The organism is Bosea sp. RAC05, from assembly GCF_001713455.1.
Classification (GTDB): Bacteria; Pseudomonadota; Alphaproteobacteria; order Rhizobiales; family Beijerinckiaceae; genus Allobosea.
The window spans coordinates 2,091,685-2,106,262 of the sequence record NZ_CP016464.1 but is presented as its reverse complement, the minus strand read 5'-3'; the positions used below and the strand labels follow the sequence as shown (position 1 = coordinate 2,106,262).

Here is a 14,578-nt window from a genome sequence, read left to right as displayed (position 1 = left end):
AACGCCCGCGAATGCATGGGGGTTCGCAGAACAACCTTCCACAACCCTGCCTTGCTTCGGCCGAACGCCGGGTGTCAGATTGGTCAGCGCTGCAAGCGCGTCATCGGGGAAACGACACCATGACGATCCACCGACTTGTCCTGGCGGGCCTGCTCGCCTGTCCTGCCGGCCTCCTGCCGGCGCTGCCGGCCGCCGCGCAGGGCGCCAAGCCACCGGCCCAGATCACCGTCACCAACATGCGGGCCGTGCCGCTGACGCTGTTCGAGATCGCCACCGGCGGCGACCAGCCCCGCCTCGTCGGCAAGATCGCCAAGCCGCTGGCGCCGGGCAAGAGCATCGCCGTGAAGCTGAACAAGCCGGCCGGCTGCAGCTATTTCGTGCTGGCGCGCTTCGACGACGCGGTCGAGACCGACGCCGAGGGCATGGACCTCTGCAAGGACAAAGTCATCCGTTTGACGGAGTGAGGGGCGCGCGACGCCTCTTCTTCCTTCTCCCGGATGGGAGAAGGTGGCGCGGAGCGCCGGATGAGGGCCTGCCGTCGCAGCAAGAAGGTGCCACGGCTCCGTCTGATTTTGACGATCAGCGGCGGTCCCTCATCCCTGCCCTTCTCCCATCCGGGAGAAGGGTTCCCCGCGCCCTTATTTGTGGCCGGGTGTTTCCCTCACCCCGTCGCGCCGGATCGCATCAGCTTGTAGGTGATCGAGTCGACGAGTGCCTGGAAGGAGGCATCGATGATGTTGGCGCTGACGCCCACCGTGGTCCAGCGCTCGCCGGTCTCGTCCGCCGACTCGATCAGGACGCGGGTGACGGCATCCGTGCCGCCCTGGAAGATGCGGACCTTGTAGTCGACGAGGCGAAGCCCTGAGATCAGCGACTGATAGCGGCCGAGATCCTTGCGCAGCGCGACGTCGAGCGCATTGACCGGGCCGGCCGCGCCCTCGGCGGCCGAGATCAGCACCTCGTCGCCGACCTTCACCTTCACGATCGCCTCCGAGAAGGTGACGAGGTCGCCGAGCGCATTGTAGCGGCGCTCCACATTCACCTTGAAGCGCTCGACCTCGAAATAGGCCGGGACCTCGCCCATGATCCGCTTGGCGAGCAGGTAGAAGGAGGCGTCAGCGCCCTCGAAGGCATAGCCCTGCGCTTCCTTTTCCTTGACCTCTTCCAGCACGCGCCCGAGCCGGGGATCGTCGCGGCCGAGCGTGACGCCGATGCGCTCCAGCTCGGCGACGAGGTTCGATTTGCCGCCCTGGTCGGAGATCAGCACCTTGCGGCGGTTGCCGACGGCCTCCGGTGGCACATGCTCATAGGTGCGCGGGTCCTTCAGCACGGCCGAGGCGTGGATGCCGGCCTTGGTGGCGAAGGCCGAGGCGCCGACGAAGGGCGCATGCCGGTTGGGCGCGCGGTTGAGCATCTCGTCGAGGGCGCGCGAGACCTGGCTGAGCTCGCCGAGCTGCTTCTCGTCGATGCCCAGCGCAAAGCGCTCGCGATAGCGCTCCTTCAGCTTCAGCGCGCCGATCAGCGTCACCAGATTGGCGTTGCCGCAGCGCTCGCCCAGCCCGTTCAGCGTGCCCTGGATCTGGCGCGCGCCGGCCTCGATGGCGGCCAGCGAATTGGCGACGGCGCAGCCGCAATCGTCATGGGCGTGGATGCCGAGATGATCGCCGGGAACGACCTTCGCCACCGCGGCGACTATCGCGCCGATCTCGTCGGGCAGCGTGCCGCCATTGGTGTCGCAGAGCACGACCCAGCGCGCTCCGGCCTCATAGGCTGTGCGGGCGCAGGCGAGCGCGTAGTCGGGGTTGGCCTTGTAGCCGTCGAAGAAGTGCTCGCAATCGAGCATGACCTCGCGGCCCGCCGCCTTCGCCGCCTCGACGCTTTCGCGGATGCCGGCGAGATTGTCCTCGAGCGGAATCTCGAGCGCGACATGGACATGGTAGTCCCAGCTCTTGGCGACGAAGACGATCGCATCCGCCTTCGCCTCCAGCAGCGCGGCGATGCCCGGGTCGTTGGCGGCCGAGCGCCCGGCCCGCTTGGTCATGCCGAAGGCGGCGAACTTGGCGTGTTTCGTCGGCTTTTCCGCAAAGAAGGCGGTGTCGAGCGGATTGGCGCCGGGATAGCCGCCCTCGACATAGTCGATGCCGAGCCGGTCGAGCAGGCCCGCCACCGCGCGCTTGTCGTCGAGCGAGAAATCGACGCCGGTCGTCTGCGCACCGTCGCGCAGCGTCGTGTCGAAAAGGTAGATGCGCTGCGCGGTCACGGTTTACGCCGCAGCTTGAAGCGCAGCACGCGCGGCACGACCATGGCGAGCATGACGAGCTTGATCGCGACGGAGAGCGAGCCGGCGGGGCGGATCTTCGGGGTCATGACGTTTCTTTTTCTGGCTAGATGAGGATGGAGGCGGGTCGTGTGTCGCGGTTCATCGCTTCACCTCCCAGCTCGTGGTCGGCTCGCCGCTGGCGGGGTCCTTGCCGTCCTTGAGCGCGATGCCCATGGCGGCGAGTTCGTCGCGAATACGGTCGGATTCGGCGAAGTTCTTGACGCGGCGGGCGTCGAGGCGGGCGGCGATCTTTGTCTCGACCTCGCGTTCGAAGAGCAGGTTTACGGCGCCCTCTGGTTCGGCATCGATGTCGATACCGAGGAAAAGCAACGTAGCGCGTAACTCGTTCGCAGCGGCTGTCTGAGCTTCTATGGCCGTCGCAGAATTCAGTGATCTGATTTCATCATCACTCAGCGAACCCACAACCCCGTTCGCGCGACGCGCAATCGCATCGATTTCGGCAAGCGCAGAGGGAGTGTTGAGGTCGTCCGACAACCTTTGGACAACGATCGCGGAGGGGTTAGCAGGACGATCCGAGCCAAAATTCTTGATCAGGCCACGATAGCGTTCCAGCTTTTTCTCCGCCTCCTCCAGTGCCTTCACCGTCCAGTCGATCGGCTGGCGGTAATGCGTCTTCAGCATCGCAAGGCGCAGCACCTCGCCGGGCCATTTGCGCCCGCCGAACGTCTCCGTCTCCAGCAGTTCGTTGATCGTGACGAAGTTGCCGAGCGACTTTGACATCTTCTCGCCTTCGACCTGCAGGAAGCCGTTGTGCATCCAGTAGTTCGCCATGCGACCGGAGCCGTCCGCGCCGCCAAAGGCGCAGCAGGACTGGGCGATCTCGTTCTCGTGGTGCGGGAAGACGAGGTCGATGCCGCCGCCATGGATGTCGAAGACGTTCTTCTGCGGATCGTCGCAGGCAAGCCCGCCGCCGAAGGGCTCGAGCAGCTTGGCCATCGACATGGCCGAGCATTCGATGTGCCAACCCGGGCGGCCGGGGCGGGTGATGCCCTCGGGCGCGCCGTTCGGCCAGAGCCAGCCGGGATCGATGCCGTCGCGGCTCGGCTTCCAGAGCACGAAATCCATCGGATCGCGCTTGTACGGGGCGACGTCGACACGGGCGCCGGCGATCATCTCGTCGAGCGGGCGGCGGGCGAGCGCGCCGTATTTCGGCGCGGCGCGCAGATGCGCCACGGCCGGGACATGGAACAGCACATGCTCCTCGGCGACATAAGCCACGCCGCGCGCGATCAGGCGGTGAATGATCGCCTGCATCTGCCCGATATGGTCGGTGGCACGGGGCTCCTCGTCCGGCGGGAGGCAGCCGAGCGCGGCGATGTCGGCATGGAACTGCGCCGTCGTCGCTTCCGTGACCTTCGCGATCGCCTCGTTCAGCGGCAGGCCGGGGAAATCGCGGGCGGCGCGCGCGTTGATCTTGTCGTCGACGTCGGTGAGGTTGCGGGCATAGGTGACGTGATCGGCCCCATAGAGGTGCCGCAGCAGCCGGTAGAGCACGTCGAAGACGATGACCGGGCGCGCATTGCCGATATGGGCGTAGTCATAGACCGTCGGCCCGCAGACATACATGCGGACATTGGCGGCATCGACGGGGACGAAATCCTCCTTCGTCCGGGTCAGCGTGTTGTAGAGCCTCAGGGTCGGCGGCATCGACGGAGTATCCTGGTAAACGGCGAAAACGAACGAAGGCGATCCTGGCCGCTGGCCGGGGCGCTGTCTGTCTTTACCGTTTCAGGATGAGGACGTGAGCAGCCGGCCAGCGAAAGCTAGCGGCAAATCATGCAAATAGGGTTGAAGGCCCGCGTCATCCCGACACGCTTGCCTTCACGCGCGCTTTCCGTCAAGAGGGCGCCCCGCTTTTGCCGCGGCCGGGCCCGATGCGGGCCATTTTATTCAAATCTTAACCGATCGGAACCATCCTCGTGAGTCGAGGGTTGAGCGCCCGTCGTCCGAACGAGGAAACCACATCCATGCGTCGCGCCGTTGCCCTGGTCGGCCTGTTCGGGATTGTCGGAGCCGGGCTGTCCCTGTCGGTGCTGCCGACGACGCGCACCAGCGCGGCGCCCAGCGAACAGCGCACCTTCCTGATCCCGGCCGGGGACGGCTACGGCGTCGCCGACTGCATCTCCAGCAAGGCGGAATGCGGCAAGATCGTCGCCGATGCCTGGTGCGAGGCCAAGGGCTTCGCCAAAGCGAGTTCCTTCGGTCTGGCCTCGCGCGAGGACTTCACCGGCTCGCTCTCGAAGACGAAGGCCACGCCCGCCCGGACGCCCGAGCAGCCGCTGGTCATCACCTGCGGGGGGTGAGCACGTCCCGGCGGTTCACGGCCCACCAGTCGCATTGCCATTCGGTGTAACCCAGCAGTTCGCCCTGGCGACGCTCCAGCGCCTCGTTCCAGCCCGACAGCGCCGCCGTTTTCCACGTCTCGATCCAAGCCTCGATCCGCCACTCCTCTCCGCGAAGCGCGACGTAGACGGATCGAATTCCTTCGACCGTCTCGCCTGACGCATTGCGCTTCGGCGACGGAAATGGCTGGTCGATGATGCGCCGGACGAAACGGCCTTCTTCGACAAACGGGTCGAACAGGGCCATCCAGGCCTCAAAACAGTCGTTGGGATATGCATCGCCGAAGGCAGCGAATGGTTTGCGGCCTTCGAGCATCAGCGCCAGCTCGAATTCGGTATGGATCAGGTAAGGCACGGCACGAAGAGTGCTCCACTCCACAAGCCGGACTTCGCCGAATTGGCGAGGAAACACGAAGCCGACCACCGCCGAAAGGCGCTCCAGATCTGAGGCATCGAGCTCCCAGATTGCCCCGTCGAGCACGTCCCTTACCTCATCACCCAATATGGCGACCAGCGGCTCGATCGTCTCGAGCGAGAATTGCGCTTCGAGGATCGGGCAGCCGAGAGCCGGATCCACAGCTTGCAGAACGAAGCGAAGGCAGGCCGTGCCCAAGGCTTACCTTCACTTGATCCAGTCGGCGCATTTCGCCGGTTCGCCGACGCCGCCCCAGGGCATGATCGGCACCGTCGAGGTCGAGTTCTGCGGCGAGCCCTCGATCAGCTTGTCGGAATAGGCCATGTAGATCAGCACGTTGCGCTTGGCGTCGCAGCCGCGGACGATCTGCATCTTCTTCCAGATCAGCGAGCGGCGCTCGCGGAAGACGACGTCGCCCTGCTCGGATTTCTCCTTGAACCGGATCGGTCCGATCTGACGGCAGGCGAGCGAGATCTCGGAGACCTCCTCGGCGACGCCGAACATGCCGGCGACGCCGCCCTTTTCCGGAACGGTGTAGTGGCAGGCCACGCCCTCGACGATCGGATCGTCGATCCCGTAGACCGCGAGCTTGTGGTCCGGCGTCAGCATCTTCCAGACGGTGGACTTCTTGAAGATCAGGTCTTCCTGCGCGGCGGCCGGCGTCGCCAGGGCTGCGAGGCCGAGGGTCCCTGCGACCAAAGCGGCGGCAATGGCTTTCATGGCGGCGTCTCTCCCGGGGCCGAGTGCCCCGCGCCAGATATGGTTGCCGTGCAGCGTGCGCGCCAGAGCCCGAGGCGGCTCAGGCCGCCAGCGGCTTGAAGGCGAGATAGGCCGCGGCGATGGCGCCGACGGTGCCGAGCAGGAACAGCACGAGCTTGATCTGCGTCGCACGGCTGGCGAAGGCGACGTCGCCCGCCTCGACCTTCGGGTATTTGTCGAGCAGCCGGGCGACCGCGAGGTTCTCGACGACATCGCAGAGGCCGCCGAGCAGCCAGCCGCCACCACAGAGCGCCGCCACCCACCAGGGCTGCCCGCGCATCGACAGGCCGGCGAGCAGGATGGCGCCGACGATGGCGTAGGTGAAGGCGAAGGCGACATCGGCCGGCAGCACACGGTTGCGGTAGCGGGCGCGGTGCGTCTCGCCATAGATCGCGAAGAGCTTCTCGACATCGGCCGCGTTGTAGCCGTCCCAATCGTTCTCGAGCATGCGCGGCACGCCCTGGCGGCTGGACCAGATGCCCGCGGCCCAGAACAGGATCATCACCAGCACCGGCCCCCAGACGAAGACGGCGAGCGGGACGGTCTCGGGATAGAAGGCGACGGTGTCGATCATCAGGCGTCGGCTCTCGCAGCGGGCTTGGCGGTTGGGCGCAGGGTAGCCGGCGGCCCGGCAGGCGCCAAGCGCTATGACGCCAAGCCCTCGGACGCCAAGCTCTCCGACGCGGGGACCGCGCGAGGGTTCCCCTCACCCGGCCGGCAGGATCTCCTGCTCGATCGCGCCGAAGATGGAATGGCCAGCGGCGTCCTTCATCTCGATGCGGACGGTGTCGCCGAAGCGCAGCGGCTGCTCCTGCGGCATCGGGATGGCCCAGGCCACGATCGTCCCTGCCTGCAGCGCCTGACGCCCGGCCGCCTGGGCCAGCAGGCTGCCCGCTGCGACGGCGCCGGCCGCCTCGCCGCGCTGGAGCGGCTGCTGGTTGATCCGGCACAGCAGGGGCACGTCGAGGCGCCCGTCGCGCCAGGCGGAGCCGATCTCGTCTTGCGTCACCACGACCGGCGAGAAGCTGCAGGCCACCTCCTGCGCGGCACCGCCGCCTCCGCCGACCGTCTCCATCACCCGGCAGCCCAGCATCACGAGCCGGATCAGGCCCGTTGCCTGCGCCGGGCCGGCCATCGCCGGAACGTCTCCCGCGATCACGGCCAGGCCCGCCTCGGCGACGAGACCGGTGCTCTCATCGACCGCCCGCACCGGCTGGCGCGGCCCCAGCGACCCGGCGGACCGCGCGGGGACGGGCGCTTCGCCCGATCGGGCGAGGACCAGCCGCCCGAAGGCGCGCGGCAGAGGGGCGGCGCAGTCATGCTCGTGGAAGCGGAAGGAGGGCACCGAGCCATGCTCCAGACCCTCCGCCAGATCGGCGAGGCGCGGGGCATGACGCTCCCAGTCGTCGAGCGCCGCCTGCAGCGTCGGGACCACGGGAAAGGCATCGGTGGCGCGGGTCAGGTCGCGCGAGACCACGACGAGACGGCCGTCGCGGCCATGCTGGAGCGAAGCGAGTTTCATGTCTTTTCATTCCTCGCCTGACGGGCCAATAAGGACGGAACAGGCCCGTGGGAGGATCACCTTATGAAACGCCGCGACTTTTTGAAAACAGGCGCTCTCGCCGCCGCCGCGACCCCGGTCGCCATGCCCGCGATCGCGCAGTCGCAGCCCGAGGTGAAGTGGCGGCTGACCTCGAGCTTCCCGAAGTCGCTCGACACGATCTTCGGCACGGCGCAGCAGTTTTCCAAGCTCGTCAGCGACGCCACCGACGGCAAGTTCCAGATCCAGGTCTTCGCGCCCGGCGAGATCGTGCCCGGCCTGCAGGCGCTCGACGCGGTCACCTCCGGCACGGTCGAATGCGCGCATTCGCCGACCTATTTCTACATCGGCAAGGACCCGACGCTGGGGCTCGGCACCGGCATCCCGTTCGGCCTGAACGCCCGCCAGCAGCACAGCTGGTGGTATTTCGGCGGGGGCGAGCAGATCGTCAACGGCGTGCTCGACCGCTTCGGCGCCTATTCGATCCCCTGCGGCAATTCCGGCTGCCAGATGGGCGGCTTCTTCCGCAACGAGCTCAAGGGGCTCGACGACCTCAAGGGGCTGAAGTTCCGGATCGGCGGCATGGGCGGAGCGGTTCTGGCCAAGCTCGGCGTGGTGCCGACCCAGATCGCGCCCGGCGACGTCTACCCGGCGCTGGAGCGCGGCACGATCGACGCGGCCGAGTTCGTCGGACCCTATGACGACGAGAAGCTCGGCTTCATCCGCGTCGCCAAATACTACTACTATCCCGGCTGGTGGGAGGGCGGCGCCATGCTGCATCTGATCATCGGCAAGGAGGCCTGGGCCAAGCTGCCCAAGCACTACCAGGCGATCGTCCAGCAGGCCTGCGAGGCGGCCAACAACTGGATGCTCGGCAAATACGACTTCGTGAACCCGGGCGGCCTGCGCCGGCTCGTGGCGCAGGGCGCGCAGCTGCGCCCCTTCCCGCTGCCGGTGATGGAGGCGGCGCTGAAGGCGGCCGACGAGTACTACGCCGAGACCTCCGCCAAGAGCGCGGACTTCAAGAAGGGCTACGAGTCGATGGTCGCGTTCCGCGGCGAGAACCTGCTCTGGTGGCAGGTTGCGGAGCTGTCCTTCGACAGCTTCATGAACCGGCTGAAGGCGCGCTGAGCGTCCGGCCACGGGAGGCTTCTGCCAGACGATGACGACGAAGCCTCCGTCTTCCCAGCCGGACACGCCGCTCCGGCTGGAGCAGTTCCTGCCCTATCGCCTCAATGTCGTGGCGTTCCACTCGGCGCGCGCGCTGGGGCGCATCTATGACGCGCAATTCGGCATCGGCATTCCCGAATGGCGGGTGGTGGCGCAGCTCGGCGAATTCGGCAAGCTGACCTCGCGCGACATCGGCGAACTCGCGCAGATGCACAAGACCAAGGTCTCGCGCGCCGTCACGGAGCTGGAAAAGCGCGGGCTGGTCTCGCGCGCCGAGAACCGGCAGGATCGGCGCGAATCCTTCGTCGCGCTGACGGCGGCCGGCGAGCGGATCTACGCCCAGATCGTGCCGCTGGCGCTGGCCTTCCAGGCGCGCTGGACGGAGGGCATCGCGCCCGAGGAGCTCAAGGTCTTCGAGCGCGTGCTCTCGACCCTGACCGAGCGCAGCCGTCACCTCGCCGGCAGCTATCGCGACGACGAGGGCTAAGGGTCAGAAGAACCGCGCGAGATTGCGGCGGATGCGCTCGAGCGGCGGCTCGCCGGCCGGGGGCGGCACGAAGGTCTGGCCGGTGATGGTCTCGAAGGCGCGGACATAGACGTCCGAGGTCTGGGCGATCAGCTCGGCGGGGATCGGCGGCAGATCCTGGGTGTAGGGATCGCAGCGGGCGACGACCCAGTTGCGGACGAAATCCTTGTCGAAGGAGTCCGGCTTCTCGCCCGTCTCGAACCGTGCGGCATAGCTGCCGGCCATCCAGTAGCGGCTGGAATCGGGGGTGTGGATCTCGTCGGCGAGCAGGATCGTGCCGTCCGTGTCGGTGCCGAACTCGTATTTGGTGTCGGCGAGGATCAGACCGCGCTGCGCGGCCATCGCCTGGCCGCGCGCGAAGAGCGCGAGCGCATAGCGGCTCACTGTGTCCCACTGCTCGCGGGTCAGCAGCCCTTCATCGACGATCTGCGCGGCCGAGAGCGGCTCGTCATGGCCGCCGTCGAAGGCCTTGCTGGTCGGGGTGATGATCGCCTCGGGCAGGCGCTCGTTGTCGTGCAGGCCGTCGGGCAGCGTGACCCCGTACATCGCGCGCAGGCCCTGCTTGTACATGGTCAGGATCGAGGTGCCCGTGGTGCCGGCGAGATAGCCGCGCACCACGATCTCGACGGGCAGGATGTCGAGCCGCCGGCCGACGACGACGTTGGGATCGGGATATTCGAGCACATGGTTGGGGCAGATGTCGGCGGTCTGCTCGAACCAGTGGCGCGCGGTCTGGGTCAGCACCTGGCCCTTGCAGGGGATCGCGGCGATGGCGCGGTCGAAGGCACTCAGCCGGTCGGTCGAGATCAGGATACGGCGACCGTCGGGAAGATCGTAGTTCTCGCGCACCTTGCCGCGATAGTAGTTCGGCAGTTCGGGGATGAAGGCGGCTTCCAGCGCCAGAGGAAGGGTCATGTCGGCATCGCCCGGTCGCAACGCCGGCGCGACATGCGCGGGCGGGTGCGAGCCTTCTAGACAGTCGGCGCGCGCACGCCAACCGCCTCTCGATCCACGAGCGCAAGCGGCGCAGCGATTGCCCGGCGAGGGCGAATATGGCATGCGGACCCGACATCGTCGGTGCCCGGCGGGCATCGCTCCATAGTTCCGTCGCGTTTGGAGGCTGTTGTCGGCGACGGGGACGAGCCGCCAGCCAGGGGCAAGGATCGTCCGGCATTCGAGACCGACAAGCAGGTGACGTGATCCGACTCCCGATGACATCGAGATCCTCCCTTCCGCGGCGCGTCCTGCGCCTGGTTGCGGCGCTCGTGGCCCTGAGCGCCATGGGCGGCGTCGCGGTCGCGCAGTCCCCCGCCTGCAGTGCCTGGCGCTCGGAGCTGGCGAGCCTGCAGGGCCAGGGCGGCGGCGGCGATCCGCGCGCCGCGCAGACGGCGCAGCGCGTCGGCGCACAGCTTGCCCAGGCGACCAACCAGTACCGCGCGATGGGCTGCGAGCGCGGCGGCTTCACCTTCTTCGGCGAAGGCCCGCCACGCGAATGCGGGGGCTTGCGCGCGCAGATCGGCCAGTTGCAGGGGCAATATGCCCGGCTGCAGCAGATGGCCCAGGGCGGCGCGGTCGAGCAGCGCCGGGCCCAGCTGGTGGCCGCGATCAACGCGAATTGCCGGGCGCCGCAGCAGCGTGGCTTCTTCGAGACGATCTTCGGCCTGGAGCCGCGCCGCGGCGAAATCGATTCGACCCTGCCGGAACTCGACCCCGAGCAGCCGCTCGAGCAGGAAAAGCCCCGCCTCGGCGGGCCGCAGACGGTCTGCGTGCGGACCTGCGACGGCTTCTTCTTCCCGCTCGCGAACAATCCCGGCGGACGCGACAGCTCGGACGAGATGTGCCAGGCGCTCTGCCCGGGCACACAGACCCTGGCCTATGGCATGACCAATGGCGGCGAGATCCAGAACGCGGTCGCGCGCTCGACCGGGCAGCCCTATGCCTCGCTGCCCAATGCCGGCAAGTACCAGCGCAGCTTCGACGCCGCCTGCACCTGCCGCGCTCCCGGCCAGAGCTGGGCCCAGGCGCTGAAGGACGCCGAGTACCTCCTGGACAAGCGCAAGGGCGACGTCATCGTCACCGAGCAGCGCGCAGCGGAACTCTCGCGTCCGAAGGCAACGGAACCCGTGCGACCGAAGGATGCGAAACCCGATCCGCGGCGCCGTGGCGCGGCGCCGGCACCGCAACCGGCAGCGGTCGAGATTCCCGACGAGAAGCCGATGCCGTCCGAGAACTCGCCCACGGCCGGCACGGAATCCGCCGGCGTCGGCCCGGCCACGGTCGGCGAGCGCGTCCTCGACAAGGGCGACGGGCTCAAGCGCGAGACCCAGAGCGTGACCGGCGAGCGCCGCACGGTGCGGATCGTCGCGCCCAACCTGGCGCCGAATCTCGAGAACGCCACCATCCGGCCCTGACCGGATGGGGCCGGTCAATCCATGCGTCCAACGCATTTCTGTCGCGCAGAATTATCCTGCGCACCCTGTGGACGCATGACAACGACAGCGCGATAGAAGGTCGGACGCCCCCCCTTATCGGGCGAGCCGACCGGAACCGCCTCCCCGACCGCATCGTGCCCGTCGTCGAAGGCAGCCTTGGCGGCTCCCGCGCCGGAGACCGCCATGTCCAACCTCGCGACATCCCAGCCGCACCCGCGTCCGATCGAGTTCGCCGACGCAAAACGGCGCCTCAAGGCCATTTTCGTCGGCTCCGTCGGCAATCTCGTCGAATGGTACGATTTCTACGCCTACACGGCCTTCTCGCTCTATTTCGCGCCGGCCTTCTTCCCCTCCAGCGATCCGGTGGTGCAGCAGCTCAATGCGGCGACGCTGTTTGCGGCGGGTTTCATCGTGCGTCCGCTCGGCGGCTGGCTGTTCGGCCATCTGGCCGACCGCTACGGGCGCCGACTGTCGCTGACGATCTCCGTGCTGATGATGTGCTTCGGCTCGCTGATCATCGCGCTGACGCCGACCTATGCGACGATCGGCTTCGCAGCACCGGCCCTGCTGGCGCTGGCGCGGATCATCGAGGGCCTGAGCCTCGGTGGCGAATACGGCGCGAGCGCAACCTATCTCTCCGAGATCGCCGACCCCGAGCATCGCGGCTTCTATTCGAGCTTCCAGTACGTCACGCTGATCGGCGGGCAGCTCACCGCGATCCTCGTCCTGCTGCTGCTCCAGAACGTCTTCCTGACGCATGAGCAACTCGTTGCCTGGGGCTGGCGCATTCCCTTCATCATCGGCGCCCTGCTGGCGATCACCGCCCTGTTCATGCGCCGCCACATGCACGAGACCGAATCCTTCACGGAGGCCAACAAGAGCCCGGTGAAGCGCGAAAGCTCGATCCGCGGCCTGATGCGCTATCCGCGCGAGGTCGCGATCGTGGTCGGGCTGACCGCCGGCGGCACCGCGGCCTTCTACACCTTCACCACCTATATGCAGACCTTCGTGCGCCAGACGGCCGGCTTCTCCGACATCACGACCACCTATGTCATCGCCGGTTCGCTGATCTTCGCCGCGATCCTGCAGCCGATCTATGGCGCGATCTCGGACCGGATCGGCCGCAAGCCGCTGCTGATCTTCTTCGGCGTCGCGGGAACGCTCATGACCGTGCCGCTGCTGACGACGCTGGCGGGCACCAGGTCGCCCTGGGTCGCCTTCCTGCTGATCTCGGGCGCCTGGATCTTCGTGGCCGGCTACACCTCGATCAACGCGGTGGTGAAGGCGGAGCTGTTCCCGACTGCGATCCGGGCGACCGGCGTCGCCGTGCCCTATGCCCTGACGGTCTCGATCTTCGGGGGCACGGCGCCCGCGATCGCGCTGTTCTTCAAGCAACAGGGCCACGAGCAGTGGTTCTTCTACTACCTGGCCGGCGTGATCTTCCTGTCGCTGCTGGTCTACTCGACCATGCGCGACACCAAGCATCAGTCGGCGATGCACCGGCACGATTGATCTGAAGGCGCTGGCGCCTGGCGTCGTTGCGAGCGTAGCGAAGCAATCCAGAGCGGCGTGCCCCAAGTTGCCCTGGATTGCTTCGTCGCTGCGCTCCTCGCAATGACGGTCGCGTTCAGGCGCTCTCGCCCTTCAGCCGCCGCAGCGCCTTGTCCCGCCCGATCAGCGGCAGCAGCGCCGCCAACTCCGGGCCATGGTCCTGCGCGGTGAGCGCCTGGCGCAGCGGCATGAACAGGGCCTTGCCCTTGGCGCCCGTCGCGGCCTGGACAGCGGCCGTCCAGCTTTTCCAGGTCGTCGCGTCGAAGGGCTCGGGCGGCAGCACGGACGCCGCGGTCGCGGCGAAGTCCACATCGGCGATCACCGGCCGGATCGGCCCGCGCACGACATCGTCCCAGAGCCGCGCCTCGTCGAGCTTGCCGAGATTGCCACGGATCGCGAGCCAGAACGGCTCCGCCCCGCCAATGCCCATTGCCGCAAGCCGGGGTGAGACGACCCCATAGGGCAGCTGGTGCAGAGTGCGGGCACTGAGCGTGTCGAGGTCGTGCTCGTCGAATTTCGCCGGCGCGCGCGAGACATGGGCGAGATCGACCAGCCCCGCCAGTTCGTCGAGATTCGCCACCGGACGCACGGCATCCGAGGAGCCGGTCAGGGTGGCCAAAGCCGCCACCGCCAGCGGCTCGACGCCGGCCTCGCGCAGGCCGCGCAGCGAGAGATGGCCGAGGCGCTTGGACAACCCCTCGCCGCTCGCCGTGGTCAGGAGGTTATGGTGGCCGAAGGCCGGCAGCGCCGCGCCCAGCGCCTGGAAGATCTGGATATGCACCGCCGTGTTGGTGACGTGATCCTCGCCGCGGACGATGTGGGTCACCCCGGTCGCCGCATCGTCGACCACCGAGGGCAGATGGTAGAGATAGGTGCCGTCCTCGCGGATCAGCACCTGGTCGGAGAGCGAGGCGCAGTCGACATGGGCGTCGCCGCGGATCAGATCGGTCCAGGCGACGATTCGCGGCTCCAGCAGGAAGCGCCAATGCGGCCGACGCCCCTCGGCCTCGAGCTTCGCCCGGTCCTCGGCGGTGAGCTTCAGCGCGGCGCGGTCGTAGATCGGCGGCAGGCCCCGGGCGAGCTGGCGCTTGCGGCGCCGGTCGAGCTCGTCGGCGGTCTCGTAGCAGGGATAGAGCCGGCCTGCGGCCCGCAGATCCTCCGCCGCGGCATCGTAGAGCGAGAGGCGCTGCGACTGGCTGATGACGAGATCGGGCGTGATGCCGAGCCAGGCGAGGTCCTCGGCGATGGCGGCGGCATATTCGGGCTTCGAGCGGGCGAGATCGGTGTCGTCATAACGCAGCATGAAGCGCCCGCCGTGGCGGCGGGCATAGAGCCCGTTGAACAGGGCCGAGCGAGCGTTGCCGATATGCAGATAGCCCGTCGGCGAGGGCGCGAAGCGCAGGAGCGGCGGGCGGGAAGGCGCGGGGCTGGTCATGGCGGCGCTTATGGCGCTTTTGGCCGGCAGCGACAATCGCCCCTCGAGTCATGTGCAGGGAGCATGG

At 67.7% G+C, this 14,578-nt stretch carries 14 protein-coding genes; 6 read left to right on the top strand and 8 right to left on the bottom strand.

The window, feature by feature from the left end:
• Window positions 1-119: 119 nt before the first annotated feature.
• On the top strand, window positions 120-464 hold the full coding sequence (locus tag BSY19_RS13430) for a hypothetical protein (RefSeq protein WP_069054607.1): 345 nt from the start codon (window positions 120-122) through the stop codon (window positions 462-464).
• 197 nt (window positions 465-661) lie between these two features.
• On the opposite strand, the gene cimA is transcribed toward BSY19_RS13430, so the two are convergent.
• Complete coding sequence (gene cimA, locus BSY19_RS13425) at window positions 662-2,260, bottom strand: citramalate synthase (RefSeq protein WP_069054606.1); 1,599 nt, start codon at window positions 2,258-2,260, stop codon at window positions 662-664.
• Window positions 2,261-2,419: 159 nt separating this feature from the next.
• Window positions 2,420-3,988, bottom strand: a complete 1,569-nt coding sequence (gene cysS / locus BSY19_RS13420) for a cysteine--tRNA ligase (protein ID WP_069054605.1) — start codon at window positions 3,986-3,988, stop codon at window positions 2,420-2,422.
• Between the two features lie 320 nt (window positions 3,989-4,308).
• Between cysS and BSY19_RS13415 the strand changes: the two genes are divergently transcribed.
• Window positions 4,309-4,644 carry a hypothetical protein gene (locus BSY19_RS13415; protein WP_069054604.1) on the top strand — a complete coding sequence of 112 codons (336 nt, stop codon included), beginning with the start codon at window positions 4,309-4,311 and terminating at the stop codon, window positions 4,642-4,644.
• On the opposite strand, the gene BSY19_RS13410 is transcribed toward BSY19_RS13415, so the two are convergent.
• From BSY19_RS13410 to BSY19_RS13395, 4 genes are all read right to left on the bottom strand, one after another.
• Entirely contained in the window at window positions 4,628-5,296 is a 669-nt protein-coding gene (locus BSY19_RS13410; protein ID WP_083247588.1) for a hypothetical protein, read from the bottom strand. The two genes, BSY19_RS13415 and BSY19_RS13410, sit on opposite strands and share 17 nt — an antisense overlap.
• 9 nt (window positions 5,297-5,305) lie before the next feature.
• Window positions 5,306-5,818, bottom strand: a complete 513-nt coding sequence (locus BSY19_RS13405; RefSeq protein ID WP_069054603.1) for a CreA family protein — start codon at window positions 5,816-5,818, stop codon at window positions 5,306-5,308.
• Between the two features lie 79 nt (window positions 5,819-5,897).
• The gene (locus BSY19_RS13400; RefSeq protein ID WP_069054602.1) at window positions 5,898-6,431 is read right to left on the bottom strand and encodes a hypothetical protein; all 534 of its coding nucleotides are present in this window, start codon (window positions 6,429-6,431) and stop codon (window positions 5,898-5,900) included.
• A 132-nt stretch (window positions 6,432-6,563) separates the two neighbouring features.
• Window positions 6,564-7,379 (bottom strand): fumarylacetoacetate hydrolase family protein, encoded by an 816-nt coding sequence (locus tag BSY19_RS13395; RefSeq protein ID WP_069054601.1) that lies wholly within the window; start codon window positions 7,377-7,379, stop codon window positions 6,564-6,566.
• A gap of 63 nt (window positions 7,380-7,442) precedes the next feature.
• Between BSY19_RS13395 and BSY19_RS13390 the strand changes: the two genes are divergently transcribed.
• Together BSY19_RS13390 and BSY19_RS13385 are read left to right on the top strand one after the other, a co-directional pair.
• The gene (locus tag BSY19_RS13390; protein ID WP_069054600.1) at window positions 7,443-8,528 is read left to right on the top strand and encodes a TRAP transporter substrate-binding protein; all 1,086 of its coding nucleotides are present in this window, start codon (window positions 7,443-7,445) and stop codon (window positions 8,526-8,528) included.
• Between the two features lie 31 nt (window positions 8,529-8,559).
• Window positions 8,560-9,054: a MarR family winged helix-turn-helix transcriptional regulator gene (locus BSY19_RS13385; RefSeq protein WP_069054599.1), complete on the top strand. Its 495-nt coding sequence runs from the start codon at window positions 8,560-8,562 to the stop codon at window positions 9,052-9,054.
• Between the two features lie 3 nt (window positions 9,055-9,057).
• Here the strand turns inward: BSY19_RS13385 and BSY19_RS13380 are convergent, their stop codons facing one another.
• Window positions 9,058-10,008, bottom strand: a complete 951-nt coding sequence (locus BSY19_RS13380; protein ID WP_069054598.1) for a phosphoribosylaminoimidazolesuccinocarboxamide synthase — start codon at window positions 10,006-10,008, stop codon at window positions 9,058-9,060.
• A gap of 296 nt (window positions 10,009-10,304) precedes the next feature.
• On the opposite strand from BSY19_RS13380, the gene BSY19_RS13375 reads away from it, so the two are divergent.
• Window positions 10,305-11,504 carry a DUF2865 domain-containing protein gene (locus BSY19_RS13375; RefSeq protein ID WP_069054597.1) on the top strand — a complete coding sequence of 400 codons (1,200 nt, stop codon included), beginning with the start codon at window positions 10,305-10,307 and terminating at the stop codon, window positions 11,502-11,504.
• 204 nt (window positions 11,505-11,708) lie between these two features.
• Window positions 11,709-13,037, top strand: coding sequence for an MFS transporter (locus tag BSY19_RS13370; RefSeq protein WP_069054596.1), 1,329 nt, complete (start codon window positions 11,709-11,711; stop codon window positions 13,035-13,037).
• A gap of 115 nt (window positions 13,038-13,152) precedes the next feature.
• Here the strand turns inward: BSY19_RS13370 and gltX are convergent, their stop codons facing one another.
• Window positions 13,153-14,511, bottom strand: a complete 1,359-nt coding sequence (gene gltX, locus BSY19_RS13365; RefSeq protein WP_069057080.1) for a glutamate--tRNA ligase — start codon at window positions 14,509-14,511, stop codon at window positions 13,153-13,155.
• Window positions 14,512-14,578: the final 67 nt, after the last annotated feature.

Excerpts from the sequence above, each read along its gene's own strand:
- BSY19_RS13430 (WP_069054607.1), top strand. The coding sequence starts at position 120 with ATGACGATCCACCGACTTGTCCTGGCGGGCCTGCTCGCCTGTCCTGCC.
- cysS (WP_069054605.1), bottom strand. The coding sequence starts at position 3,988 with ATGCCGCCGACCCTGAGGCTCTACAACACGCTGACCCGGACGAAGGAG.
- BSY19_RS13415 (WP_069054604.1), top strand. The coding sequence starts at position 4,309 with ATGCGTCGCGCCGTTGCCCTGGTCGGCCTGTTCGGGATTGTCGGAGCC.
- BSY19_RS13405 (WP_069054603.1), bottom strand. The coding sequence starts at position 5,818 with ATGAAAGCCATTGCCGCCGCTTTGGTCGCAGGGACCCTCGGCCTCGCA.
- BSY19_RS13400 (WP_069054602.1), bottom strand. The coding sequence starts at position 6,431 with ATGATCGACACCGTCGCCTTCTATCCCGAGACCGTCCCGCTCGCCGTC.
- BSY19_RS13395 (WP_069054601.1), bottom strand. The coding sequence starts at position 7,379 with ATGAAACTCGCTTCGCTCCAGCATGGCCGCGACGGCCGTCTCGTCGTG.
- BSY19_RS13390 (WP_069054600.1), top strand. The coding sequence starts at position 7,443 with ATGAAACGCCGCGACTTTTTGAAAACAGGCGCTCTCGCCGCCGCCGCG.
- BSY19_RS13385 (WP_069054599.1), top strand. The coding sequence starts at position 8,560 with ATGACGACGAAGCCTCCGTCTTCCCAGCCGGACACGCCGCTCCGGCTG.
- BSY19_RS13380 (WP_069054598.1), bottom strand. The coding sequence starts at position 10,008 with ATGACCCTTCCTCTGGCGCTGGAAGCCGCCTTCATCCCCGAACTGCCG.
- BSY19_RS13375 (WP_069054597.1), top strand. The coding sequence starts at position 10,305 with ATGACATCGAGATCCTCCCTTCCGCGGCGCGTCCTGCGCCTGGTTGCG.
- BSY19_RS13370 (WP_069054596.1), top strand. The coding sequence starts at position 11,709 with ATGTCCAACCTCGCGACATCCCAGCCGCACCCGCGTCCGATCGAGTTC.
- gltX (WP_069057080.1), bottom strand. The coding sequence starts at position 14,511 with ATGACCAGCCCCGCGCCTTCCCGCCCGCCGCTCCTGCGCTTCGCGCCC.